The organism is Micromonospora sp. NBC_01392, assembly GCF_045040125.1.
Classification (GTDB): Bacteria; Actinomycetota; Actinomycetes; order Mycobacteriales; family Micromonosporaceae; genus Micromonospora.
In genome coordinates, this window is record NZ_CP109549.1 from 5,585,139 (window position 1) to 5,609,301 (window position 24,163).

Annotated in this window: 18 protein-coding genes and 1 pseudogene; 13 read left to right on the plus strand and 6 right to left on the minus strand. The window is 74.2% G+C overall.

The window, feature by feature from the left end; all coding sequences use genetic code 11:
- Nucleotides 1–1,198: 1,198 nt before the first annotated feature.
- Together OG767_RS23970 and OG767_RS23975 are read left to right on the plus strand one after the other, a co-directional pair.
- Entirely contained in the window at nucleotides 1,199–3,034 is a 1,836-nt protein-coding gene (locus OG767_RS23970; RefSeq protein ID WP_405094289.1) for a WG repeat-containing protein, read from the plus strand.
- 37 nt (nucleotides 3,035–3,071) lie between these two features.
- Nucleotides 3,072–4,070 (plus strand): aldo/keto reductase family protein, encoded by a 999-nt coding sequence (locus OG767_RS23975; protein WP_405090606.1) that lies wholly within the window; start codon nucleotides 3,072–3,074, stop codon nucleotides 4,068–4,070.
- Between the two features lie 88 nt (nucleotides 4,071–4,158).
- Here OG767_RS23975 and OG767_RS23980 read toward each other — a convergent pair.
- A pseudogene (locus OG767_RS23980) lies at nucleotides 4,159–4,956 on the minus strand (site-2 protease family protein).
- The gene (locus OG767_RS23985) at nucleotides 4,953–5,153 is read right to left on the minus strand and encodes a hypothetical protein (protein WP_405090607.1); all 201 of its coding nucleotides are present in this window, start codon (nucleotides 5,151–5,153) and stop codon (nucleotides 4,953–4,955) included. The pseudogene OG767_RS23980 and the gene OG767_RS23985 overlap by 4 nt, the downstream one beginning before the upstream one ends.
- 213 nt (nucleotides 5,154–5,366) lie before the next feature.
- Here OG767_RS23985 and OG767_RS23990 point away from each other — a divergent pair, with 213 nt between their 5' ends.
- The 3 genes from OG767_RS23990 (at nucleotide 5,367) to OG767_RS24000 (ending at nucleotide 9,482) form a co-directional block, all read left to right on the plus strand.
- The gene (locus OG767_RS23990) at nucleotides 5,367–7,367 is read left to right on the plus strand and encodes a bifunctional adenosylcobinamide kinase/adenosylcobinamide-phosphate guanylyltransferase (RefSeq protein ID WP_405090608.1); all 2,001 of its coding nucleotides are present in this window, start codon (nucleotides 5,367–5,369) and stop codon (nucleotides 7,365–7,367) included.
- On the plus strand, nucleotides 7,357–8,130 hold the full coding sequence (locus tag OG767_RS23995) for an adenosylcobinamide-GDP ribazoletransferase (protein WP_405090609.1): 774 nt from the start codon (nucleotides 7,357–7,359) through the stop codon (nucleotides 8,128–8,130). Before OG767_RS23990 ends, OG767_RS23995 begins: the two co-directional genes overlap by 11 nt.
- A 62-nt stretch (nucleotides 8,131–8,192) precedes the next feature.
- Entirely contained in the window at nucleotides 8,193–9,482 is a 1,290-nt protein-coding gene (locus OG767_RS24000; protein ID WP_405090610.1) for a DUF2314 domain-containing protein, read from the plus strand.
- Between the two features lie 10 nt (nucleotides 9,483–9,492).
- Here OG767_RS24000 and gcvT read toward each other — a convergent pair whose 3' ends face one another.
- Nucleotides 9,493–10,617 (minus strand): glycine cleavage system aminomethyltransferase GcvT, encoded by a 1,125-nt coding sequence (gene gcvT, locus OG767_RS24005; protein WP_405090611.1) that lies wholly within the window; start codon nucleotides 10,615–10,617, stop codon nucleotides 9,493–9,495.
- A gap of 164 nt (nucleotides 10,618–10,781) precedes the next feature.
- On the opposite strand from gcvT, the gene OG767_RS24010 reads away from it, so the two are divergent.
- Nucleotides 10,782–12,350: a leucyl aminopeptidase gene (locus OG767_RS24010; protein ID WP_405090612.1), complete on the plus strand. Its 1,569-nt coding sequence runs from the start codon at nucleotides 10,782–10,784 to the stop codon at nucleotides 12,348–12,350.
- A gap of 75 nt (nucleotides 12,351–12,425) precedes the next feature.
- On the opposite strand, the gene OG767_RS24015 is transcribed toward OG767_RS24010, so the two are convergent.
- On the minus strand, nucleotides 12,426–12,755 hold the full coding sequence (locus tag OG767_RS24015; protein WP_107161658.1) for a hypothetical protein: 330 nt from the start codon (nucleotides 12,753–12,755) through the stop codon (nucleotides 12,426–12,428).
- Between the two features lie 177 nt (nucleotides 12,756–12,932).
- Between OG767_RS24015 and lpdA the strand changes: the two genes are divergently transcribed.
- The 4 genes from lpdA to OG767_RS24035 all read left to right on the plus strand — a co-directional run bounded on the left by lpdA (nucleotide 12,933) and on the right by OG767_RS24035 (nucleotide 18,608).
- On the plus strand, nucleotides 12,933–14,324 hold the full coding sequence (lpdA, locus tag OG767_RS24020; RefSeq protein ID WP_396771270.1) for a dihydrolipoyl dehydrogenase: 1,392 nt from the start codon (nucleotides 12,933–12,935) through the stop codon (nucleotides 14,322–14,324).
- A 66-nt stretch (nucleotides 14,325–14,390) separates the two neighbouring features.
- The gene (gene sucB, locus OG767_RS24025; protein ID WP_405090613.1) at nucleotides 14,391–16,226 is read left to right on the plus strand and encodes a 2-oxoglutarate dehydrogenase, E2 component, dihydrolipoamide succinyltransferase; all 1,836 of its coding nucleotides are present in this window, start codon (nucleotides 14,391–14,393) and stop codon (nucleotides 16,224–16,226) included.
- A gap of 92 nt (nucleotides 16,227–16,318) precedes the next feature.
- Nucleotides 16,319–17,656, plus strand: coding sequence for a low temperature requirement protein A (locus OG767_RS24030; RefSeq protein ID WP_405090614.1), 1,338 nt, complete (start codon nucleotides 16,319–16,321; stop codon nucleotides 17,654–17,656).
- Nucleotides 17,657–17,729: 73 nt separating this feature from the next.
- Nucleotides 17,730–18,608 carry an oxidoreductase gene (locus OG767_RS24035; RefSeq protein ID WP_405090615.1) on the plus strand — a complete coding sequence of 293 codons (879 nt, stop codon included), beginning with the start codon at nucleotides 17,730–17,732 and terminating at the stop codon, nucleotides 18,606–18,608.
- 46 nt (nucleotides 18,609–18,654) lie between these two features.
- On the opposite strand, the gene OG767_RS24040 is transcribed toward OG767_RS24035, so the two are convergent.
- A protein-coding gene (locus tag OG767_RS24040; RefSeq protein ID WP_405094181.1) for an IS5 family transposase occupies nucleotides 18,655–19,445 on the minus strand; the annotation gives its coding sequence in 2 pieces (ribosomal slippage) (nucleotides 18,655–19,109 and nucleotides 19,109–19,445; 792 coding nt in all).
- A 195-nt stretch (nucleotides 19,446–19,640) separates the two neighbouring features.
- Here OG767_RS24040 and OG767_RS24045 point away from each other — a divergent pair.
- From OG767_RS24045 to OG767_RS24055, 3 genes are all read left to right on the plus strand, one after another.
- On the plus strand, nucleotides 19,641–20,594 hold the full coding sequence (locus OG767_RS24045) for an LLM class flavin-dependent oxidoreductase (RefSeq protein WP_405090616.1): 954 nt from the start codon (nucleotides 19,641–19,643) through the stop codon (nucleotides 20,592–20,594).
- Between the two features lie 4 nt (nucleotides 20,595–20,598).
- Nucleotides 20,599–21,609, plus strand: coding sequence for an aldo/keto reductase (locus OG767_RS24050; protein ID WP_405090617.1), 1,011 nt, complete (start codon nucleotides 20,599–20,601; stop codon nucleotides 21,607–21,609).
- Nucleotides 21,610–21,857: 248 nt separating this feature from the next.
- The gene (locus tag OG767_RS24055) at nucleotides 21,858–22,757 is read left to right on the plus strand and encodes a TIGR01777 family oxidoreductase (protein ID WP_405090618.1); all 900 of its coding nucleotides are present in this window, start codon (nucleotides 21,858–21,860) and stop codon (nucleotides 22,755–22,757) included.
- A gap of 34 nt (nucleotides 22,758–22,791) precedes the next feature.
- Here the strand turns inward: OG767_RS24055 and OG767_RS24060 are convergent, their stop codons facing one another.
- On the minus strand, nucleotides 22,792–24,024 hold the full coding sequence (locus tag OG767_RS24060) for a PHB depolymerase family esterase (protein ID WP_405090619.1): 1,233 nt from the start codon (nucleotides 24,022–24,024) through the stop codon (nucleotides 22,792–22,794).
- Nucleotides 24,025–24,163: the final 139 nt, after the last annotated feature.

Here is a 24,163-nt window from a genome sequence, read left to right on the forward strand (position 1 = left end):
ACCCCGGACCACCGAACGAGCCGAAGACACCGGGCCCGCCTCCACCTCCGTCGACCATGTCGACCCGCCGGCCGAACCGGTTGCCGCCACGGCAACCGAGGTGACGCTGCCCGACGCGCGCCCGTCGGCGTCCCCGGCGTCGATGCCTGCCGAATCCCCGACGCCGACACCGCCCGCTCCGTCCGCCGCCCCTCGAACCCCCACGCCGGCTGTCCCGGCCACCGGCTCCGTACCATCCGCCGGTCACGACCGGCCGGCACCGGCCGAAGCGCCGACCGCGGACCACACCGTCAGGCCCGGCCAGGTCGACGCGTTGACCGACGACCAGGACGCCCGCACCACCGCCCGCAGCGACGCGTTCACCGACGACCGGGACGCCCGCACGACCAGCGATGCTGCGGCCCGCATCGGGGCCGACGCCGCGCCGGTCGCGGTGGCCGACGATGAGCCGCTCACGGGCACGGGCACGGGCACGGGCACGGGCACCGATGAGACGCCGAACGCCGTGGCCGACGATGAGCCGGCCGCGCTGGTCGGTGACACGCCGCACACGGGCACCGACGACGCGCTGGTCACGGTGGTCGGCGACGCGCCGCACGCGAGCCCGGGCACCGACCTCGGGTCAGACGCGGTGACCGACGACCCACCGCACGCCGACACCGGCGCCCCGCCACACGCGATCGTCGCCGACGAACCGCGCGCCGAGACCGACGCCACGGCATATGCGGTCGCCCACGTCCAGCCGGGTACCGGGACCGACGCCGTGGCGTACCCGGGTGCCATGTCGCAGGTCACGGCGGCCGCGGGGATGACGCGCCCTTCGGGAGCGACAGCTGACCCGGCCACGCCGTCGTCGGGGTCCGGGAGCACCGGTGCGGACGGCGACGGGCGCGGGCAGGTGGTGCCGGGCGACCTGCCCGCTGACGCCGCCGCACCCGGCTCCGCGCCGATCACGGACGCCCTGACCGGTGACGAGCGGGCCGACGACGGCCCGACCCTCGACGAGCGGGCCGCCGACAACGCGACCGACGACAACCTGACCGACGACGTCCCGACCGACCACAGCTTGACCGGCGACGTCCCGACCGACGACAACCTGACCGGCGACGCCCCGAGCGACGACAAGGCGGTCGAGGACGGCGCGCGCGGCAGTGAGCCGGGAGACATCTTCCGACCGGTACCGGACCGACGGGTCACGATGGCCGGCGAGGAGCGACGCGCCGGGGCAACCCGCGCTGAGGAAGAGCCGCGTCGTCCAGTCGCTGCCGAAGAAGATTCGGTCTCGCTACTGCCGGCCGCCATGGATTCCACCGGCACCGCCCCGGCCGGACAAAATACGGCTGGGCCGTCCGCGAGTCCGCCCGACGCCGCCCGGAGCGTCGCCGCGACCGACCCGGAGCCCCCCGGCCCGACCCGGATGGACGGCGCTACGACCGGCTCACGTGCCACCGGCACGACCCTGGCCGACAGCACGACCCCGACCGCCACGAGCCCCACCGGCACGCCCCGGACCGGCGACAGCGGCAGCGGCAGCGGCAGCGGCAACGGCAACGGCAACGGCAACATCGACACGGCCGGCGGAGCGCGGGGCGCACCCGAGCCGACCGGTTCGGCGTCGACACGTGCCGACGCCGAACCCGCACGTGTGGACGAGGCCGACGGGCCGGCTGACGCGCGTACCCCGGAATCGGGGCCGGCGGGCGACGAACCGGCGCCGGCGCGACCGGTGGACCCGGAGCGGGCACTGGCCGCGGTCGGCTGGCGGCTGCACCCGGAGACGCTGCGCGAGGAGGCGCCCGATCCGGCGGAGCTGCGGCGGATCCGGGACGGGCTCACCGGCAAGCTCGACACCGCGCTGGACAACCGCAGCCGGGCCCGGCTGCTCAGCCTGCGTGCGGTGGCGTCCCGGGTCCTCGGTGACGCCGACGACGCGGTCGCCGACGCGCGGCTGGCCCTCACGTACGCGGAGGCCACCGGTGAGTTGCGGCGGACCGCGCTGGCCCGCGCCCGGCTGGCCGAGGTGCTGCGGTGGCGGGGCGAGTACGCGGAGGCCGACCGGCTCTTCGCCGAGGCGAACTCGGCGGAGCTGCCGGACCGGTTGCGTGCGCTGCTGCACGAGCACGCCGGTCGCTGCTGTTACGACCAGGGTCGGCTGACCGAGGCGTGCCTGCACTTCGAGCGGGCGTTGGACCTGCGCCGGGGCGAGGACGCGGCGCTGAACGCGCGGACCCTGGTCGCGCTGGACGCGGTCGCGGCGCGGGCGGCGCGCGACGGGTTCGGGCCGGCGCCGCGCGGGCGGGCGGAGGTGCTCGGCACGCCGCGGTACCCGGTGGCGACGTTCGACGAGGAGCAGGAGCTCTGGGGGTACGCGGACGCCGACGGTGAGCTGGTGATCCGGCACCGGTACGCCGAGGTGCAGCCGTTCCACGAGGGACTGGCCTGGGTCCGGCGGCCGGAGGCGTCCCGCTGGGCGTTGATCGACACGTCGGGGGCGGCGCTGATCGAGGCGAACAACGGCTACCGCTCGGTGGGCGCGTTCGCCGAGGGCCTGTCGTGGGTGAGCATGGACGGCAAGGGCCGGTGGATGGCCGTCGACCGGACGAACATCGTGAGGATTCCGCCCGGTTACGAGGAGGTCCGGCCGTTCCGCAACGGTCTGGCCGCGGTGCGGCAGAACGGCGGCTGGGGGGCGGTGGACCACGCCGGCGAGGTGGTGGTGCCGACCCGCTACCACGGCCTCGGCACGGCGCTGGCCGACGGCCGGCACCTGGACGGCTTCACCGAGGAGGGGCTGGCGGTGGTCGAGCTGGCCGGCCGGCGGGGCGTGGTGGACCGGAACGGCCGGGTCCGGGTGGCGCCCGCGTACCCGACGCTGGTGATCCACCCGGTGGCGTTCCTGGTCGCCACCGAGGCGGGTCGCTGGGGCGCGCTGGACCGGCACGGCGACCCGCTGATCGACCCGGTGCACCCGGGCCGGGCCGCGGTGGCCGCCGAGATCGACCGGCTGCTCGCCGACGCGAACCCGGTGCTCTGAACCGGCGGGTCAGGGGAGTCGGGGCTAGGGTCGGAGCATGGAATTCCGACACCTGGGCCGCTCCGGCCTGATGGTCAGCGAGATCTCGTACGGCAACTGGATCACCCACGGCTCGCAGGTCGAGGAGGATGCGGCGGTCGCCTGCGTGCGGGCCGCCCTCGACAGCGGCATCACCACGTTCGACACCGCCGACGTCTACGCCGGCACCCGCGCCGAGTCCGTGCTCGGCCGCGCGCTGGCCGGCGAGCGCCGCGAGGGGCTGGAGATCTTCACCAAGGTGTACTGGCCGACCGGGCCGGGCCGCAACGACCGTGGCCTGTCCCGCAAGCACATCAGGGAGTCGATCGACGGCTCGCTGCGCCGCCTGCAGACCGACCACGTCGACCTCTACCAGGCTCACCGCTTCGACGTCAGCACCCCGCTGGAAGAGACGATGGAGGCGTTCGCCGACGTCGTGCACGCCGGCAAGGCGCACTACATCGGCGTTTCGGAGTGGACGGCGGCGCAGCTGCGCGAGGCGCACGCGCTCGCCCGTGAGCTGCGCATCCCGCTGGTCTCCAGCCAACCGCAGTATTCGATGCTGTGGCGGGTCATCGAGGCCGAGGTGATCCCGGCCAGCGAGGAGCTGGGCATCGGCCAGATCGTCTGGTCGCCGATGGCGCAGGGCGTGCTCTCCGGCAAGTACCTGCCCGGCCAGCCGCCGCCCGCCGGTTCCCGCGCCACCGACGAGAAGTCCGGCGCGAACTTCATCGCCCGGTGGATGTCCGACGAGGTGCTCACCCGGGTGCAGCAGCTCAAGCCGCTCGCCGAGCAGGCCGGGCTGACCATGCCGCAGCTCGCGGTCGCCTGGGTGTTGCAGAACCCGAACGTGTCCTCGGCCATCATCGGCGCGTCCCGACCCGAGCAGGTGCACGACAACGTGAAGGCGGCGGGCGTGAAGCTCGACGCCGGCCTGCTCAAGGCGATCGACGACATCGTCGAGCCGGTCGTCGAGCGGGACCCGGCGAAGACGGAGAGCCCGGCGCGGCGTCCGTGACGTCAGTCGTCCCCGGGCCGGCGTGGCCGTCGGCCCGGGGACGGCCGGCGCACACCCCGCCGGGCCGGTCGCCCGTGCGGCGGGCCGGTCAGCCCTGCCAGAACCGGATCAGGTGGAGGCCCAGCCGGTAGAGGTCCGGGGGGAGGCCGAGCGCGTCGCCGACCGCGAAGACCCCGCCGAAGAACGCGCCGCCGATCCGCGGGCTTCACAGCAACGCGAAGAGCAGGATGAATCCGTACGGCGCGAAGAGGTCGTACATCCGCCGGTAGGCGGGGCTGAGCCAGGGCTGGATCATGTTGCCGCCGTCCAGGCCCGGCACCGGCAGCAGGTTGAGCACGCTGGCCATGAGCTGGAGGAACGCGAGCAGCCCGACGCCGGCCCAGAACTCCAGCGGCCCGCCCAGCGCCGGCCCCCACGTCACGGCCGCCACCAGCACCAGCGTGAACACCACGTTGGTGGCCGGCCCGGCGAGGCTGACCAGGGTGTGCCGCAGCCGCCCGGGAATGGCGTGCCGGTCCACCCAGACCGCGCCGCCGGGCAGGCCGATGCCGCCGAGCAGCAGCACGACCACCGGCAACACGATCGACAGCAGCGGGCTGGTGTACTTCAGCGGGTTGAGCGTCAGGTAGCCCCGGTGGGCGATGTCCCGGTCGCCGGCCCGGTACGCGACCACGGCGTGCGCGTACTCGTGCAGGCAGAGCGAGACCAGCCAGCCGGCGACCACGAAGAGGAACACGTCGAACCGGACGTTGCCGTACCGGTTCCAGGTCATCACCCCGCCGGCCGCGAAGAGCGCGACCAGGGCCAGGAAGATGGGGCTGGGCCGGAACGCCGCCCGGGGCACGCCGAGGATCAGCGGGTCGCCCGGGCGGTCGTAGCCCGTCATTCGGCCGGGGGTTGCAGGCTCATCCGGTAGTCCACCCGGTCGTCCTCGACCAGCACGACTGTGGTGACGCCGGATGTCGCGAGCTCCCGCCAGGTCTGGCCGATCCAGGACTCGGCGTCCGCCTGGCTCGGGAACGACTCGCCCGGCCCGTCGACCGGGTCGCCGTTCGCGCCCTCGTACCGCCAGCTCCACGCCATGCCGCGTCTCCCCTCGCCGCCCGTCGCCCCGCAGGACCGGAAACCCCCGCAAGCCTAGTCGGCCCGTCGCGCCACAGCCCTCACCGCTCCCGCGATCTTGCGATCGCTGCCCCGACAGAACGGGGCATTTGCCGCGTACGGCGGGCAGCAACCGCAAGATCGGCGCTGGGAGGGGGTGGGGCGGGACGGGGGCGGGAGAACTAAGGTACGGGCATGTCCGTTGACGGGTGGCACACCCTCCTGGTGCTCGGCGGTATCCGCTCCGGCAAGTCCGAGTTCGCCGAGTCCCTGGTCGCCGACGCGCCCATGGTTCGCTACGTGGCCACCGCCCCCGCCGGGGATCCGGATGACACCGAGTGGGCGACCCGCCTCGCGGCGCACCGCGCCCGGCGGCCGGGAAGCTGGACCACCGAGGAGACCGCGACGGATCCGGGCCGGCTGGCCGAGGTGATCACCGCCGCCGGCCCGAACGACACGCTGCTCGTGGACGACCTGGGCGGCTGGGTCACCGTGCTGCTCGACCCGGCCCACCAGCCGGCCGACGACACCGCCACCGTCGCCGAACTGGCCGCCGCGGTGCGGGCGAGCGAGGCCCGGCTGGTGCTGGTCAGCCCGGAGGTGGGCCTGTCCCTGGTGCCCACCACACCGTTGGGCCGGGCGTTCACCGACGCGCTGGGCGCCACCAACCGGGCGGTGGCCGACGCCTGCGACGCGGTCGCGCTCGTGGTGGCCGGGCAGACCGCCTGGCTCAAGCCGCCCGCCGCGTCGCTCCCGACCGTGCCGGCGCACCCGCCGGCGGCCCACGCCCCGACCGACGCCCCCGCCGGGGCCCGCCCGGCCGGGGCCGCGACCGCCGCCGCCACGGGCGGAGCCGGGGCGGCAACCGGCGCCACCGTGGGCGGAGGCCACCCGGCCGGCACGGTCGGCGCGCCGCCCGAGCCACGGCACGCGGCCGGCGGTCGGGGTGTCGACGACGTGGCCCTGCCCGAGGTGTTCACCCCGGCCGCGACGCCGGCACCGGCCGGCGCGCCGGCCGGCCCGGCCGGGGCCGGCGACTGGGCGGCACCCACCATGGCGCTGCCGATGATCGCCACCGGCCTGGTCATCCAGCCGGGCATGGAACTGCCGATGCCGGACGACTACACCGGCCCGCAGGCGGTCGACCGGCTCGCCACGCTCGACGTTCCCGGCGCCGGTCTGGGCGTGCTGGAACAGGTGGTCGGCTTCGCCGCCGCCACCCAGGGCAGCGCGAACCCCCGTCCCTGGGCCAGCGTCCGGGTGCTGCTGCTGCACGGCGACCACGAAGGCGGCGCGTCGGCCGGCGCGGTGGCCGGCGAGTCGGCGCGGCGCGCCCGACAGGCGCGCGCCGGCCGGGGCGCGCTGGCCCGGCTGGCCGCCGAGAACGGCGCCAGCCTCCAGGTCGTCGAGGCGCCCGCCTCGGCGCCGTTCGAGGACGGCCCGGCGCTCACCGGCGAGCAGGTCGAGGCCGCGCTGCGCTACGGGTGGCGGTTGGCCGAGCAGGCCGCCGACGCGGGCGTACAACTGCTGGTGCTGGCGGCGTGCGGGGCCGGCGCCGAGGCGGCCGCCGCGGCGGTGCTGGCGGCCACCGCCGGCGCGGAACCACCGGCGGTGCTCGGTCGGGTGGTGAACGACCAGGGCGAGATCGACGACAACGCCTGGATGGTCCGCTGCGCGGCGGTCCGGGACGCGCTGCACCGCACCCGGCGCTCCCCCCGGGAGGCCAAGGACATCCTGGCGGAGCTGGGTGGCGGCGACATCGCGACGGCCACCGGCGTGCTGCTCGGGGCCACCGCCCGGCGCGTCCCGGTGCTGCTCGACGGGCCGGTCGGCACCGCCGCCGGCATGGTCAGCCGCGACCTGGCCGGGCAGGCCCGGCACTGGTGCCTGCTGCCCGACCACGGCGGCCGGCCCGGGGTGCGGCTCGCCGCCGACGTGCTCGGCCTGACTCCGCTGCTGGATCTGCGCCTCGACCTGGGCGAGGGGGCGACCGCGCTGGCCGCGCTGCCGCTGCTGCGCTCGGCGCTGACGCTCGCCGCCTCGCTGCCGGTGCACCCGTCGCTGGGCGGCGCCGACTCCGAGGCGCCGGCCGGTCCGGCGGACGAGCCGGACTTCGCCGAGCCGGAGCCGGCCGGACCGGGTCCGACCACGGTCGGGTACGACCAGCCGGTCTCGCCCGGCCGACGTGCCGACTGAGCGCCGGCTCGCCGACGGCGTCCGGCTGGCGCTGACCACGTTCACCACCGCGCCGGTACGCGCCGGCCGGGTCGACCGGGCCACCGCCGGCACCGCGATGGCGCTGGCCCCGGCGGTCGGCGCGCTGCTCGGCGCGGTGCTCGGCGGAGCGCTGCTGCTGGCCGGGGCGCTCGCCCCGCCGCTGGTCGCCGCCGGGGTGACGGTCGGGCTGGGCGCGCTGCTCACCCGGGGTCTGCACCTGGACGGGCTGGCCGACACCGTGGACGCGCTCGGGTCGTACCGGCGCGGGCCGGCCGCGCTGGCGATCATGAAGCAGCCGGACGTCGGCCCGTTCGGGGTGGTCGCGTTGGTGGTCGTCCTCCTGCTCCAGACCGCGGTGCTGGCGGAGCTGGTCGGGCGGGACGCGGTCGCGGCGCTCGCCGCGGTGGTCGCGGCCACCGCGGCCGGACGGCTGGCGGTCGGCCTGGCCTGCCGCCGTGGCGTGCCGGCGGCCCGGCCGGACGGGCTGGGCGCGCTGGTCGCCGGCACGGTGGGGTGGGGCGTCGTGGCGCTCGGCGCGGTCGCCGTGGCGCTGCTGGCCGCGCCGGCGGTGCCGGGCCGCCCGTGGCAGGGGCCGCTCGCCGTGCTCGGCGCGCTCGCCGTCGCGGCCGGGCTGCTCCGGCACCTGGTACGCCGCTTCGGCGGCATCACCGGTGACGTCCTCGGGGCCCTGGTGGAGGTCGTCACCACGCTGTCCTACCTGGGACTGGTGCTGACCGGCTGATCGCCGCCCGGTCGGCCGGGTAGCGTTCGGGTGAGTGCACCGGCGTGGTCGAGGGAGACGGCATGCTCATCACGGACGACTTCCTGCCCGTACCGGTGCCGGAGTCGCTCGACGCGACCTACCTGGTGCCGATCGACGGGCTGCCCCGGGTGAGCCCGAAGACCGCGGTCGAGGGGCTGACCGGCCGGCTGGCCGGGCCGGTGCACGGGCTGGCCAAGCAGATGCTGGACAGCCCGCTGATGAGCGTGGACACGCGTTCGATAAGCGAGTTCCCGGAGCTTCCGCCGGACCTGCTGGCCGCGTTCGGCGCCACCGACGAGCAGCTCGCCCGGCTGGCCGCCGCCACCCACCTGGTGGTGGTGCAGGCGGAGTACCGGCCCGGCTGGCCGCCGGCGCACGAGTGGGCGGCCCGGGCGGTGGCCGCGGCCATTGCCGAGACGGTCGGCGGGGACGTGGTCGACGTGTTCGGTCTCCAGTTCCTCGACCCGGCGGCGGCGCTGCGCTCGCTGCCTGACGAGCAGGGCCGGATCCGGCTGGTCGACTGGGTGCTGGTGCCCTACTCGTCCGACGCCGACGGGCTCTGGTTCACCACCAAGGGGCTGCGCCGGTTCGGGCTGCTGGAGTTGCAGGCCCAGGGCGTGCCGGACCACCTCACCCGGGCCTGGGGCGCGGTGATGACCGGCGCGGCCCGACGGCTGCTGCGGGACTGGACCGACGGGCTGGCCGGCGAGGAGGTGCCGGCGTTCGTGCAGCTCCCGGTGCTGGCCACGGTGACCGGGCACGACATCGCGGTCGCGTACGGCAATCCGGAGCAGCACGGCGCGACCGCGCCGGTGCTGCTCCGGCTGGAACTGGACCCGGCCACCGACCCGGACGCCGACTCGTTCCTCAGCCTGAACCCGCCGCCGGGGCATCCCGGGCCGCCGGGCCGCTACTTCGCCGCCGCCTGCGCGACGCTGTTCAACGGCATCCAGCCCGACGTCCGCTACACCCGCACGGACGACGCGATGAGCCGGGCGGTGGCGACCGCCCGGGCCGCGCTCGGCGACATCCGGGCCCGGTTCCTGGCCGGCGGGCTGCCGGCGGAGAGCCAGCTCGTGGTCAAGTACGGCCTGCCCGGCGACGACGGCCCGGAGTACGTCTGGGCGGGGGTGACCTCGTGGGACGCCCCGGAACGGATCGTCGGCGCGAGCGCCACCGACGCCACCACCGACCCGAGCGTGCGGATCGGCTCGCCGGTCGTGGTCGAGGCGTCCGACGTGGTCGACTGGGCCGTGCTGGACGGCACCGGTGTGCTGGAGGGCGGCTGGACCCAGGCCGTCCTCGACGCCGGCGAGCGCGGCGAGGGCTGACCCGGGTCGGTCAGCGCACCGAGGGCTGGACGAACGGCGGCCTGGTCAGGCGCATCCGGGCTCGCCGGCCACGGATGTCCACCGTCAGCTCCTCGCCGTCGGGCAGCTTCGGGTCGGTGTCGACGAGCGCGAGCGCGATGCCGTGCTTGAGCGTCGGGCTGAACGTGCCGCTGGTGACGGTGCCGACCCGGCGGTCCCCGGCGAAGACGGCCATGCCGGGGCGCGGGATGGCCCGGTCGACCGCGGCGAGCCCGCGCAGCGTACGGGCCGGTCCGGCGGCCTTCTCGGCGCGCAGCACGTCCCGGCCCCAGAAGGCCGGCTTGTCCCAGCCCACCGCCCAGCCGGAGCGGCCCTGCACCGGGGTGATCTCCAGGGACAGGTCCTGCCCGTGCAGCGGGTACCCCATCTCGGTGCGCAGCGTGTCCCGGGCGGCCAGCCCGCACGCCCGCACGTCGTCGCCCGCGGCGAACAGCGCGTCCCAGACGGCGACCGCGTGCTCGGCGGGCACGACCAGCTCGTAGCCCAGCTCACCGGTGTAGCCGGTGCGGCAGACGGTCAGCTCGACGCCGGCCGACGTGGCGGTGGAGAAGCTCATGTAGTCGTGGGCGGTGGGCAGCCCGAGCGCGTCGAGCAGCGCCGCCGAGCCCGGTCCCTGGACCGCGAGCACCGCGTACGCCTCGTGCTCGTCGGTGACGGTCACGTCGGCCGGCGCGGCGGCGCGCAGTCGGCGGGCCACCTCGGCGGTGTTCGCCGCGTTGGGCACCAGGAAGACGTGGTCGTCGGCGTGCAGGTAGGCGATGATGTCGTCCACCACGCCGCCGGTGGCGTCGTCGCAGCAGAGCGTGTACTGCGCCTGGCCGGGCGTGATCCGGCCGAGGTCGTTGCTGAGGCAGGCGTTGACGAAGTCGGCCGCGCCGGGCCCGGTGACCCGGACCTTGCCCAGGTGCGAGACGTCGAAGACGCCCACAGCGGTCCGTACGGCGGCGTGTTCCCTGAGCACGCCGCCGCCGGCGTACTCGAGCGGCATCTGCCAGCCGCCGAAGGGGGCGAACTTCGCGCCGAGCGCGGTGTGTCGCTCGTGCAGCGGGGAACGGCGCAGCCGGGTCTCGGCAGCGTCGGAGGTCACCTCGGTCATGGTGGCAACTTACCGGCCGGGACCCCGGTGGTTAGCATCGGCGGGATCCCGTCGGTACGCATCGGCGGGACAGCCACGCCTCCGGCGGGTAGGTTGCCGCCGGAGAGACCTTCATCGCCGGTACGCGACGACGCGGCCGGCCCGGCCCGCCCGGAGTAGCTTTCGTGACATCGCCCCGCACCACCCTCAGCCTGGTCGACACCGACCCCGCCGAACTTCCCGTCGACGCGATCGTGATCGGCGTGCACAGCCAGCCGAACGGACCGGGCGACGGCGCACCCGCCGGCGCCCTGTTGCTGGCCAGCGGCGCGGAGAGCATCGCCGCCGCGTTCGACGGAAAGCTGACCGAGACGCTGGCCCTGCTCGGCGCGACCGGTGGCCCCGGCGAGGTGATCAAGCTGGCCACGCTCGGCACGGTGACCGCCCCGGTGGTCGCCGCCGTCGGGCTGGGCCCGGAGCCCGCCGGCGCCGCGCCCGCCCCCGAGTCCCTGCGCCGGGCCGCCGGCGCGGCGGTCCGGGCGCTGGCCGGCGCTGCCCGCGTCGCCCTCGCCCTGCCGCTGCCGGACGACGCCGACGCGCCGGCCGCGCTGCGCGCGGTCGCCGAGGGCGCGCTGCTCGGCGGCTACCGGTTCGCCGGCTACAAGACGAAGCCGCAGCCGGCCCGGCGCGAGCCGGTGTCCGAGCTGCTGGTCGCGGTGCCGGACGCGGCCGACGCGACCGCCCTGGCCGAGGTCGAGCGCGCGCAGACGGTGGCCGGCGCGGTGCGGACCAGCCGGGACTGGGTCAACACCGCCCCGAACGAGCTGCGCCCGCCGGCGTTCGCCGACGCCGTGGCGACCGCCGCCCGGGAGGCCGGGCTGGAGGTCGAGGTGCTCGACGAGGCGGCGCTGGCGGCCGGCGGGTACGGCGGCATCCTCGCCGTCGGCCAGGGCTCCGAGGCACCGCCGCGGCTGGTGAAGCTCACCTGGACGCCGCCCGGCGGCGGCAACGGCAAGCGGGTCGCGCTGGTCGGCAAGGGCATCACGTTCGACACCGGCGGCATCTCGATCAAGCCGGCGCAGGGCATGTGGGAGATGAAGTCGGACATGGCCGGCGCGGCGGCGGTCGGCGCGGCCATGCTGGCGGTGGCGGCGCTCAAGCCGAACGTGACGGTCACCGCCTACCTGCCGATGGCGGAGAACATGCCGTCGGGCGCCAGCTACCGGCCGGGCGACGTGATCAGCATGTTCAACGGCAAGAAGGTGGAGGTGCTCAACACCGACGCCGAGGGCCGGATGATCCTGGCCGACGCGATGGCCCGGGCCTGCTCCGACGGCGCCGACTACCTGTTCGAGACCTCGACGCTGACCGGTGGCCAGGTGATCGCGCTGGGCAAGCGGATCGCCGGCGTGATGGGCAGCCCGGAGCTGTGCGAGCGGGTCCGGGTGGCCGGTGACGCGACAGGTGAGCCGGCCTGGCCGATGCCGCTGCCGGACGACGTGCGCAAGGGCATGGAGTCCGACGTCGCGGACATCTCCCAGGTCAACGCCGGGATGGACCGCGCCGGTCACATGCTCCAGGGCGGCGTGTTCCTGCGGGAGTTCGTCACCGACGACGTGGCCTGGGCACACATCGACATCGCCGGTCCCAGCTACCACTCGGGCGAGGCCACCGGCTACTGGACCAAGGGCGGCACCGGCGTCCCGGTCCGCACCCTGCTCGCGCTGGTCGACGACGTAGCCGCCAACGGCTGAGGTGCAAGGAGGGGCCCCCTGTTAACGCATTCCGCATAACAGGGGGCCCCTTTTAACACCTGCGGCCCGAGGCGCTCAGAACAGCTCGGGACGGCGCTTGCGACGCTCGTTGTAGTCGCGCATGCGCTGGGGGTAGCCCATCAGCCTCACGTCGTAGATCGGGATGGCGGTCCGGTGCGCCCAACGCCGGGCGTCCTCCGGGCTGCCGACCCGCCGCCGGGTCCACTCGCCGTCGTCGGCGATCAGCATGACGGTGGTCTCGGTGACCGTCGTCCGTGGCTCCAGGAACGCCTCGACGCCCCGTCGGGTGCGGACGAAGTTCTCGAGATGGTCCAGATCGGCGCGCTCGGCGGCACGGTCACGGCTCACCGCGGCCACCCGCTTGCGTCGTCGGAACAGCGCCACCGGACCCACTCCTCCCCCGGACGTCATCGAAGACGATGCCAAGGGTACGTGCCGCCGACGTGTCGTTGGGCACCTCGGTACGCGCTCGGTGCGAGGTGGTGACAAGATGACCGAGGTGGGGTGTGCCTGTTACTCCGCCGTAACCCCCGATGCAGCGACGCGACCTGGGAGTTGGATGTGAGCGAGCCGAACGACACGACCTTCGACATCGTCATCCTCGGAGGTGGTAGCGGCGGCTACGCGGCGGCGCTGCGTGCCGCCCAGCTGGATCTCTCCGTCGCGCTCATCGAGAAGGGGAAGCTCGGCGGCACCTGCCTGCACAACGGCTGCATCCCCACCAAGGCGCTGCTGCACGCCGCCGAGATCGCCGACCAGACCCGCGAGTCCGAGCAGTTCGGCGTGAAGGCCGAGCTGGTCGGCATCGACATGGCGGCGGTCAACTCGTACAAGGACGGCGTGATCTCCCGCCTCTACAAGGGCCTCCAGGGCCTGGTGGGCAGCGCCAAGAAGATCACCTTCGTGGCCGGCGCCGGCAAGCTGGTCGGCAAGAACGTGGTCGAGGTGGACGGCAAGCGCTACACCGGCCGCAACGTGATCCTGGCCTCCGGCTCGTACGCGAAGAGCCTGCCCGGCCTGGAGGTCGACGGCGAGCGGATCATCACCAGCGACCACGCGCTCACCCTGGACCGCGTCCCGTCGTCGGCGATCGTGCTCGGCGGCGGCGTGATCGGCGTCGAGTTCGCCAGCGTCTGGAAGTCCTTCGGCGTGGACGTGACAATCGTCGAGGCGCTGCCCCGGCTGGTCGCCGCCGAGGACGAGGAGTCGTCGAAGGCGCTGGAGCGCGCGTTCCGCAAGCGGAAGATCAACTTCAAGGTCGGCAAGCCGTTCGAGAAGGTCGAGAAGACCGACAACGGCGTCAAGCTGACCATTCAGGGCGGCGACACGGTCGAGGCCGAGCTGCTGCTGGTCGCCGTCGGTCGTGGCCCGACCACCGCCAACCTCGGCTACGAGGAGCAGGGCGTCAAGATGGACCGCGGCTACGTCCTGACCGACGAGCGGCTGCGCACCAGCGTGCCGAACGTCTACGCGGTCGGCGACATCGTGCCCGGCCTCCAGCTCGCGCACCGCGGTTTCCAGCAGGGCATCTTCGTCGCCGAGGAGATCGCCGGGAAGACCCCCGCCGTGATCGACGAGGCCGGCATCCCGCGCGTCACCTACTGCGACCCGGAGCTGGCGTCGGTCGGCCTGACCGAGGCGAAGGCCAAGGAGCAGTACGGCGCCGACAAGGTCAAGACCTACAACTACAACCTGGGCGGCAACGGCAAGAGCCAGATCCTCAAGACTGCCGGCCACGTGAAGCTGGTCCGGGTGGACGACGGCCCGGTGGTCGGCGTGCACATGGTCGGCGCCCGGGTCGGCGAGCTGATCGGCGAGGCCCAGCTCATCTACAACTGGGAGGCCTACCCGGCCGAGGTGGCGCAGCTGGTGCACGCCCACCCGACCCAGAACGAGGCCCTGGGCGAGGCGCACCTGGCCCTGGCCGGCAAGCCGCTGCACGCGCACGCCTGACACGACAACCGCGGCGTCCGGCGACGGGCGATGATCCCACCAGGGGAATGAAGGAGTCTGGAGAACATGCCGGTATCGGTCACCATGCCCCGGCTCGGCGAGAGCGTCACCGAGGGCACCGTCACGCGCTGGCTCAAGCAGGAGGGTGACACCGTCGAGGTCGACGAGCCCCTGCTCGAGGTGTCGACCGACAAGGTCGACACCGAGATCCCGTCCCCCGCGGCGGGCGTGCTGAGCCGGATCGTCGTCGGCGAGGACGAGACCGCCGAGGTCGGCAGCGAGCTGGCGGTCATCGCCGGCGAGGGCGAGGACGCGGGCAGCGCCCCGAAGGAGGAGGCCGAGCCGACCGCCGCCGCCGAGGGCACCGGCCCCGAGCCGGAGCAGGCCGCGCAGGCCGCCGCGGAGCCCGGGGCCGAGGCCGAGCAGCCGGCCGTCGAGGAGCCGGCCCAGCCCGCCGCGTCGTCCGGCGAGGGCACCCCGGTGACCATGCCGGCCCTGGGCGAGAGCGTCACCGAGGGTACGGTGACGCGCTGGCTCAAGCAGGTCGGCGAGACCGTCGAGGTGGACGAGCCGTTGCTGGAGGTCTCCACCGACAAGGTGGACACCGAGATCCCGTCGCCGGTCGCCGGCACCGTGCTGGAGATCAAGGTCGCCGAGGACGAGACCGCCGAGGTCGGCGGCGTGCTCGCGATCGTCGGGGCGGCCGGCGCCGCGCCGGCCGAGCCGAAGGCCGAGCCCAAGCCCGAGCCCAAGGCGGAGGCGAAGCCCGAGCCCAAGGCGGAGGCGAAGCCCGAGCCGAAGGTCGAGGAGCCCACCCCGGGCGTGTCCTACAACGAGCCGTCCGCCGAGGCGGAGCAGGCCGCCGAGCCGGCCAAGGCGGAGCAGGCCGCCCAGCCGGCCGCGCCGACCGCCACGCCGCAGCGCCCGACCGCCCCGGCCCAGGGCGGCGGCGAGGAGGCCGCCGGCTACGTGACGCCGCTGGTCCGCAAGCTCGCCGCCGAGCACGGCGTCGACCTGGGCTCGGTCAACGGCACCGGCGTGGGTGGCCGGATCCGCAAGCAGGATGTGCTGGAGGCGGCCGAGAAGGCGAAGGCCGCCAAGGCCGCGCCGGCCGCCGCCGAGCAGCAGCCGGCCGCGAAGGCACCGGCCCAGCCGGCCGCCAAGCCGCAGCCGAGCGCCAAGCGGGGCACCACGGAGAAGCTGCCGCGGATCCGGGCGACCATCGCCAAGCGGATGCAGCAGTCGCTGCACGAGACGGCGCAGCTGACCACGGTCGTCGAGGTCGACGTCACCAAGGTCGCCAAGCTGCGGGCCCGGGCCAAGGAGTCGTTCCAGGCCCGGCACGGCGTGAAGCTGTCCTTCCTGCCGTTCTTCGCGCTCGCCGCCATCGAGGCGCTCCAGACCTACCCGATCATCCAGGCCAGCATGGACCTGGACGGCGGCACCATCACCTACCCGGCCGCCGAGCACCTCGGCATCGCCGTGGACACCGAGCGCGGGCTGCTCGTGCCGGTCATCCACAACGCCGGTGACCTCAACATGGGCGGCATCGCCAAGCGGATCGCCGACCTGGCCGAGCGCACCCGGTCCAACAAGATCACTCCGGACGAGATGGCCGGGGCGACCTTCACGCTGACCAACACCGGCAGCCGGGGTGCGCTCTTCGACACCCCGATCGTGCCGTCGCCGCAGTCGGCGATGCTCGGCACGGGCGCCGTGGTGAAGCGCCCGGTCGTGGTCAACGACCCGGAGCTGGGCGAGGTCATCGCGGTCCGGTCGATGGTCTACCTGGCCATGTCGTACGACCACCGGCTGATCGACGGCGCGGATGCCGCCCGCTTCCTGACCGCGGTCAAGGAGCGGCTGGAGGCCGGCAACTTCGAGGCCGAACTGGGCCTCTGACGCCTCAGACACACAAGGGGTACGCGGCTTCGGCCGCGTACCCCTTCGTTGTTTCCGCCCCGGCGCGGACCGCACGCTGACAGACTCGGCCGGTGGGCGGGTACGGGTGGCGGGGGCGCCTCGGGCCGGCGGTGCCGGTGGCCCCGGGCGCCCGGGTGGACCGGTTCGAGATCTTCTTCGACCTGGTCTTCGTCTTCTCGTTCTTCATCATCACCCGGGCCACCGCGCTCCAGGTGACCGGCGGCGCGCTGCTGCACGCGCTGCTGGTGCTCGCCGTGCTGTGGTGGTCGTGGGTGGTGCACAGCGTGGTCGCCACCCGGGTCCGGCTCGGCGAGGGCTTCGTCCCGGTGCTCATGACGGTCGGCATGGCGGCGCTGTTCACGTTCGCGTTGTCGCTGCCGAACGCGTTCCACGACCCGCGCGGCAACGCGGCCGGGCCGATCGTCGCGGCGGTCAGCTACACCGTGCTGCGCCTGGTGCACCTGCTGCTCTACCGGCACGTGGTGCGCAACAGCCCGAACGAGCGCCGGCAGTTGATCCGGTTCGCCCCGGAGCTGGTCGCCAGCACCGCGCTGCTGCTGGTCGCCGCGCTGGTGCCGCCGAAGATCGACGGGCTCACCTCGGCGTCGGTGGTCCGGGACGGGCTGTGGGCCACGGTCGTCCTGCTCCAGTACGCCTCCGGCATGACCGCCGGCACGTGGGGCTGGGGTGTCCCCTCGGCCGAGCACTGGACGGAACGGTACGACCTCATCCTGATCATCGCGTTGGGCGAGTCGGTCATCTCGGTCGGCGTGGGCAGCAACCTGCTCGGGCAGCCGCCCACCTGGCCGGCCGTGGCGGCGGCGGTGCTCGGCATCTTCTTCACCGCCGCGCTCTGGTGGGCGCACTACGACCTGGTCGGGCCGGCCGCCCGGATCGCCCTGCACGCCGCCCGGGACGGGCCGCGGGTGGCGATGGCCAGGGACGCGTACGCGTACCTGTTCCTGCCGATGATCGCGGGCATCATCCTGTTCGCGCTCGGTGCCGAGATCATCGTGCACGACATCGCCGACCCGCAGGTGCCGACGGACCGGCCCGCGCACTGGCCGGGCGTACCGCTGCTCTTCGGCGGGGTGGCCTGCTATCTCTGCGGCAACATGCTGTTCCAGGCGCGGACGTTGCGGACGCTGAGCTGGACCCGGGTCGCGGCGGTGCTGCTGCTCGGCGCGAGCATCCCGCTCGCGCAGCGGGTGCCCGGCCTGGTCGCGATGGCGCTGCTGACGGTCGTCCTGGTGGGCATGGTGGCGGCCGAGGTGATCGTCCTCGACGAGAGCCGGCGGGCGCTGCGGAAGCTCGTCTTCGAGGAGCGGACCAGCCACGAGGCGCACGAGGCGGCCTGGCGGGCCCGCTGGCACGAGCAGCCCGACGAGGGTGAGCGGCCCGGCGGTTGAACCGTTTCCGGACGGCCTGCGTGTCACCGCCCGGGCCCACCATGGGGCCTTGACACGAGGAACGGGGACCCGCATGACCATCGACACCGTCCACGCCGACGCGGCCGGCACCTGGCAGCTCGGCGATCTGACCGTCAACCGGATCGGCCTCGGCGCGATGCGGCTGACCGCGAACGCCGACGGCAGCCCGAGCGACCGGGACCGGGCCGTCGCCGTGCTGCGCCGCGCGGTCGAGCTGGGCGTCAACCACATCGACACGGCCGCGTTCTACTTCTCGCCGTTGCGCTCGGCCAACGAGTTGATCAACCGGGCGCTGTCGCCGTACCCGGAGGATCTGGTCATCGTGACCAAGGTCGGGCCGGGCAGGGACCCGTCCGGCGAGTGGCTGCCGGCGGCCCGGCCGGAGCAGCTTCGCGGGCAGGTCGAGGAGAACCTGCGCCAGCTCGGCCGGGACCACCTGGACGTGGTGAACCTGCGGGTGTACGGGCCGGAGCCGCTGGCCGAGCACTTCGGCGCGCTCACCGAGCTGGTCGACGCCGGGCTGATCCGGCACCTCGGCGTCTCGGCGGTACGCCGGCACCAGGTCGCCGAGGCGCGCACGATCGCCCCGGTGGTCTGCGTGCAGAACTCGTACGGCCTCGGCTACCGCCGGATCCACGACGAGCTGATCCGGGACTGCGCCGCGCACGGCACCGCGTTCGTGCCGTTCTTCTCGCTCGCCACCAGCGGGCGGGAGGCCGGGGCCACCGGCGAGGAGCACCCGGAGGTGCTCGCGGTGGCGCGGGAGCACGGCGTCACCGCCGCCCAGGTCCGGCTGGCCTGGACGCTGACCCGGGGCCCGAACGTGCTCGCCATCCCGGGCACCGGCGACCCGGCGCACCTGGCGCAGAACGTCGCGGCCGGCGCGCTCCGCCTCTCCGCCACCGACCTGGCGCGGCTCGACGCGGTCTGAGGTGTGTAAGAAGGGGCCCTTTCTCTACCGGATGCGTTAAGAACTCCTAACGTTGGAGTTGGCGCCAGCAGATGAGGGCGCAGGCGAGGCTGAGGAAGGCTTCGTGGATGTCGTCGCGGATTTCCCAGCGGATGCGTAGGCGGCGGAACCAGTGCAGCCAGGCGATGGTGCGTTCGACGACCCATCGGTGGGTGCCGAGGCCGGAGCCGTGGGGTGTGCCGCGTCGGGCGATGACGGGGGTGACGCCGCGGGCGCGGATCTGTTGGCGGTGGCTGTCGTAGTCGTAGCCCCGATCGGCGTACAGCCGGTCGGGGCGCCGCCTCGGTGGTCCTGGCCGGCCGCCGATGGGCGGGATGGCGTCGAGTAGGGCGGTGGTCTGGGTGGAGTCGTGCCTGTTGCCGCCGGTCAGCGTGACGGCGAGGGGGATGCCGCTGGCGTCGGTGATGACGTGGTGTTTCGAGCCAGGCTTGCGGCGGTCGACCGGGCTCGGGCCGGTTTTGGGCCGCCCTTGAGCGCCCGGATGTGGGAGCCGTCGATCACCGCCCTGGACATGTCCAACTGCCCCGCGCCGCGCAGCCGGGCCAGCAGCACCTCATGCAGCCGTTGCCACACGCCGGCGTTGTTCCAGTCCCGCAACCGGCGCCAGCAGGTCATTCCGGATCCGAACCCGAGCTCCTGAGGCAGGTACTCCCAGGGGATCGCGGTGTAGAGCACGAACAAGATCCCGCACAGCACCTTGCGGTCATCGAAGGGCTTACGCCCTGGATACCGGCTGCGCCGTGGTGGGCGGGGTGGCAGCAGCGGTGCGATCTCGGCCCACAACTCGTCCGAGACGATCCACGGCGGCTGCTCACCCCTCCTCACGTTCAGAGGAAACGACCCTCACGTCCGGTCGGTTACGCCCACCATCATTAAGTTCGGTTACGCCCACCATCATTAAGTTAGGACCTCTAAGCAGGGGCCCCTCCTTACACCTTCGGCCGTGGGCAGAAGGGGCGGCGGAGGGCGGGCGGGGGGCTGGAGACTGGGGGGATGGCGATCTTCTCCGTACAGGCCCGGCCCACGGACGGGGCGAGCTGGGGTGAGCTGGCCCGCACCGTCGAGGCCGCCGGCTTCGACGCGCTGCTGGCCGCCGACCATCCGGGTTTCGGCCCGGCCCCGTTCGTGGCGCTGGCCGCCGCCGCGGCGGTGACCGGCACGCTGGGCCTCGGCTCGTACGTGTCGAACGCCGGGGTCCGGGAGCCGATGCTGCTCGCGGCCGATGTGGCCACTCTGGACGTGGTCTCCGGCGGCCGGGCGCGGCTCGGCCTGGGCGCCGGGCACACGCCGGGTGAGTGGCGGGCGGTCGGGCGCGAGCGCCCCGACGTCGCCGGACGGGTCCGCCGCTGCGTGGCGGTGGCGGAGGCGGTCCGGGCGCTGCTGGCCGGCGACGAGGTCACCGTCGACACGCCGGAGCTGGCCGCGCACGCCGCCCGCCTCGACGATCCGCGGCCGGTCCAGGACCGGATCCCGCTCACCCTCGGCACGGCCAACTCCACGTTGCTGCGGTGGGCCGGCGCGCACGCCGACGTGGTCGGCCTGACCGGCTTCGGGCGCACGCTGGCGGACGGGCACGCGCACGAGGTGCGGTGGCGGGCCGACCAGCTCGAGGCGCAGCTCGCCCACGTGGCGACCGGCGCCGCCGGTCGGGACGCACCGCCGGCCCTGGAGGCGCTGGTCCAGCACGTCGCGATCACCGACGACGCCGAGGCGGTCGCCGCCGAGACGGCCGCCGAGACCGGCCTCACCCCGGCGGAGGTGCTGGCCACCCCGTTCGTGCTGATCGGCACCGCCGACGAGATCGTCGCGGCGGTGGCCGGGCACCGCCGCCGCTGGGGCGTCACCCGCTTCGTGGTACGCGCCGGCGCCGTCGACGCGCTCGCGCCGCTCCTGCCCCGGCTGGCCGAAAACGGGTCGACTTCGAGCGCACTCGAGACAGGACACTGATTCCATGACGACGACACGACGGTTGGGCCGCAGCGGCATCGAGGTCAGCGCGATCGGCATGGGCTGCTGGGCGATCGGCGGCCCGCTCTGGGCGGGCACCCAGCCCCTGGGCTGGGGCGAGGTGGACGACGACGAGTCGATCCGTACCATCCACCGGGCGCTGGAGCTGGGCGCGACCCTCTTCGACACCTCCAGCAACTACGGGGCGGGGCACAGTGAGCGGGTGCTCGGCCGGGCGCTCGCCGGCCGCCGGGACCGGGCGGTGATCGCCACCAAGTTCGGTTATCCCACGGACGAGGCGACCCGACAGGCCACCGGCGAGGACGGCAGCCCGGGGTACGCGCGGCGCAGCCTGGAGGGCTCGCTGCGCCGGCTCGGCACCGACCACGTCGACCTCTACCAGCTGCACCTGGGCGGCCTGCCGGTGCCGCAGGCGCTGGATCTGGTCGAGACGCTGGAGGAGCTGGTCGGTGAGGGGAAGATCCGGGCGTACGGCTGGAGCACCGACGACCCCGCCTCGGCGCGGGCGTTCGCCGAGGCCGGCCCGCACTGCGCGGCGATCCAGCACGACCAGTCGGTGCTGCGGGACAACGCCGCGATGCTCGCGGTCTGCGCGGAGTTCGACCTGGCCAGCCTGAATCGCGGTCCGCTGGCGATGGGCCTGCTCACCGCCAAGTACCAGGACGCACCGACCGCCCGCGGCGGTGACGACGTGCGTGGGGTGGCGCCCGAGTGGCTGGACTGGTTCAGCGACGGCGTCCCGCGCGCCGAGTGGGCCGACCGGGTGGCCCGGGTCCGGGAGGCGCTCACCGCCGACGGTCGTACGCTCGCCCAGGGCGCGCTGGGTTGGCTGCTCGCCCGCAGCCCGCAGACGCTGCCGATCCCCGGCTGCCGGACCGTCGACCAGGCCGGGGAGAACCTCGGCGCGCTGGCGCACGGGCCGCTGCCGGAGGCGGCGTTCGCCGAGGTGGAGCGCCTCCTCGCCGACCTGCGCAGCACCCCGGCGACCGCGTGAGTGCGGCAGGGTGACGAGTACGCCCGGCACCCGGGCCGGGGCGACTCCCTGCGAGCGGACGGGAGACATGTCTCGGCGAATGCGGTATGCCTCAGCGTCATAATTATGACGCTGAGGCATACCGCTGCCGTGGCGTCTCGGCTGCGGGCGCGACACGCCCGGGCGACGCCGCGCCGCGCGGCAGGCGTGACGCGTGAGTGATTTCGCTCCACGCATCCGGATCGCGTCGCGTACCCGAAGATGTGAGTATGCGGATCCTCATGGCCGGCGTGTCCGGCTTCCTCGGCACCCGACTGGTCGACCGGCTCAGCGCCGACGGGCACCAGGTCACCCGCCTGGTCCGCCGCCCGCCGCGCACCCCGGACGAGCGGCAGTGGAATCCGTCCGCCGCGCAGCTCGACCCGCAACTGGTCGCGGACGCCGACGCGGTGGTGAACCTGGCCGGCGCGGGGGTGGGTGACAAGCGCTGGAACGACGACTACAAGAAGTTGATCCGGACCAGCCGGGTGGACAGCACCTCCACGCTCGCCATCACGATCGCCGGCCTGCCCGCCGCGGACCGGCCGGCGGCGCTGCTGAACTCCTCCGCGGTCGGCTGGTACGGCAACACCGGGGACCGCACGGTGGAGGAGGACGCGCCGGCCGGCGAGGGGTTCCTCGCCGACGTCTGCCGCGTCTGGGAGGCGGCGACCCGGCCGGCCGAGGACGCCGGCGTACGCGTGGTGCGGTTGCGGACCGGGCTGCCGCTGCACCGCGACGGCGGCCTGCTCAAGCCACAGCTCCTGCCGTTCCGGCTGGGTCTCGGCGGCAAGCTGGGCAACGGCCGGCAGTGGGTGCCGTGGATCTCGATGCCGGACTGGCTGGACGCGACCGCGTTCCTGCTGGCCCGCGACGACGTGGCCGGCCCGGTGAACGTGGTCGGTCCGGCGCCGGTCACCAACGCCGAGTTCACCCGGGAGTTGGCCCGCCAGTTGCACCGGCCGGCGATCATGCCGATCCCGGCGCTGGCGTTGCAGGTCGTGCTCGGCGGGTTCGCGCACGAGGCGCTCACCAGCACCCGGGTGCTGCCGGGCGTGCTCGGCAAGGCGGGCTTCACCTGGACCCACCCGGACCTGCCGGGCGCGCTGCGCGCCGCCCTCGCCGGGTGAGCCGGCGGGGACGGCGCGGCGCGGGGCGGGCGGGTCAGCAGCCGATGACCCAGTAGCCGGGCCCGGTCTGCTTCAGCGCGGTGGTGTAGAACGTGTTGTAGAGGCCCATCCGCTGGCCGCTGCCGAGCGCGTAGGCGTACCCGCCGGACTGGTAGGCCCGGCCGGCGGTGACGTGCGCGTAGTTGCTGGCGGTGACGCAGACCGGCGCGGTGGTCGGCGTCGGCGAGGGCGACGCGGTCGGGGTGGGCGAGGCGGTCGCGGTCGCCGTCGGGGTCGGGCTCGGCGTGCCGCCGCCGCCCAGACCGAAGAAGAGCGCGTCACGGTACGTCGAGCAGATGGTGTCCAGGAAGTACGCCCCGGCGGTGCCGCACTGGTCCGCCGCCGAGCCCGGGTCGACCGGGGTGCCGTGGCCCATGCCGGCGACCCGGTAGACGCGGACCTGGTCGCTGCCGTAGACCTCCAGGCTGGTGCCGCCCGGCAGCGACGAGGTGCTGGTCGGGGTCGCCGACACGCCGAGCACGTTGGTCCACTGGTCCCGCGACTCGGTCGCGTTGGCCACGTTGACCGTGTAGTCGCTGGTGCCGTGCCAGACGGCCACCCGGGGCCGCTTGCCGGCGTAGCCCGGGTACGCGTTGCGGACCAGGTCGCCCCACTGCGCCGGGGTCTTGTCCACGCCCGGGTTCATGCAGCTGAACGCGCTTGTGGTGCTGGTGGCGCAGCGGTACGGGATGCCGGCGATGATCGAGCCGGCGGCGAACACGTCCGGGTAGGTGGCCAGCATGACGGCGCTCATCGCGGCGCCGGCGGAGAGCCCGCTGACGTAGACGCGGCCGGCGTCGGTGCCGTAGTTCGTCCTCGCGTAGTCGACCATCTGCTTGACCGAGAGCGCCTCGCCCTGGCCCCGGGCGGTGTCGCCGGTCTCGAACCAGTTGAAGCAGGAGTTGGCGTTGTTGCCGGAGGGCTGCTGCGGCACGATCAGCGCGAACTTCCACTGGTCGGCGTACTTCTGCCAGCCGGAGTTGGTGAAGTAGGTCGAGGCGTTCTGGGTGCAGCCGTGCAGCAGCACCACGGCCGGCGCGTTACCGGGCAGGCCGTCCGGCCGGTAGGCGTACATGGCCAGGTTGCCGGGGTTGGAGCCGAAGCCGGTGACCTGGGTCAGCGAGGCGGCCTGCGCGGGCAGCGCGGCGGTCAGGACGCCGGCCGCGGCCAGCACGACCCCGGCCGCCGCCCCGGCGAGGCGGGTGATGAGGGATGAGGAGCGGGACACGGGGACCTCCCGATCATGGAATGTGAACTGGGTCACTCTCCGAGTTGCCGGAACGTTACGTCCGTGTTTCATCGACGGGAATGGCTGTCGGTCACACATTCACCGTCCGGGCGGTGTGCCCGGGTCCGGTTGGTAACGT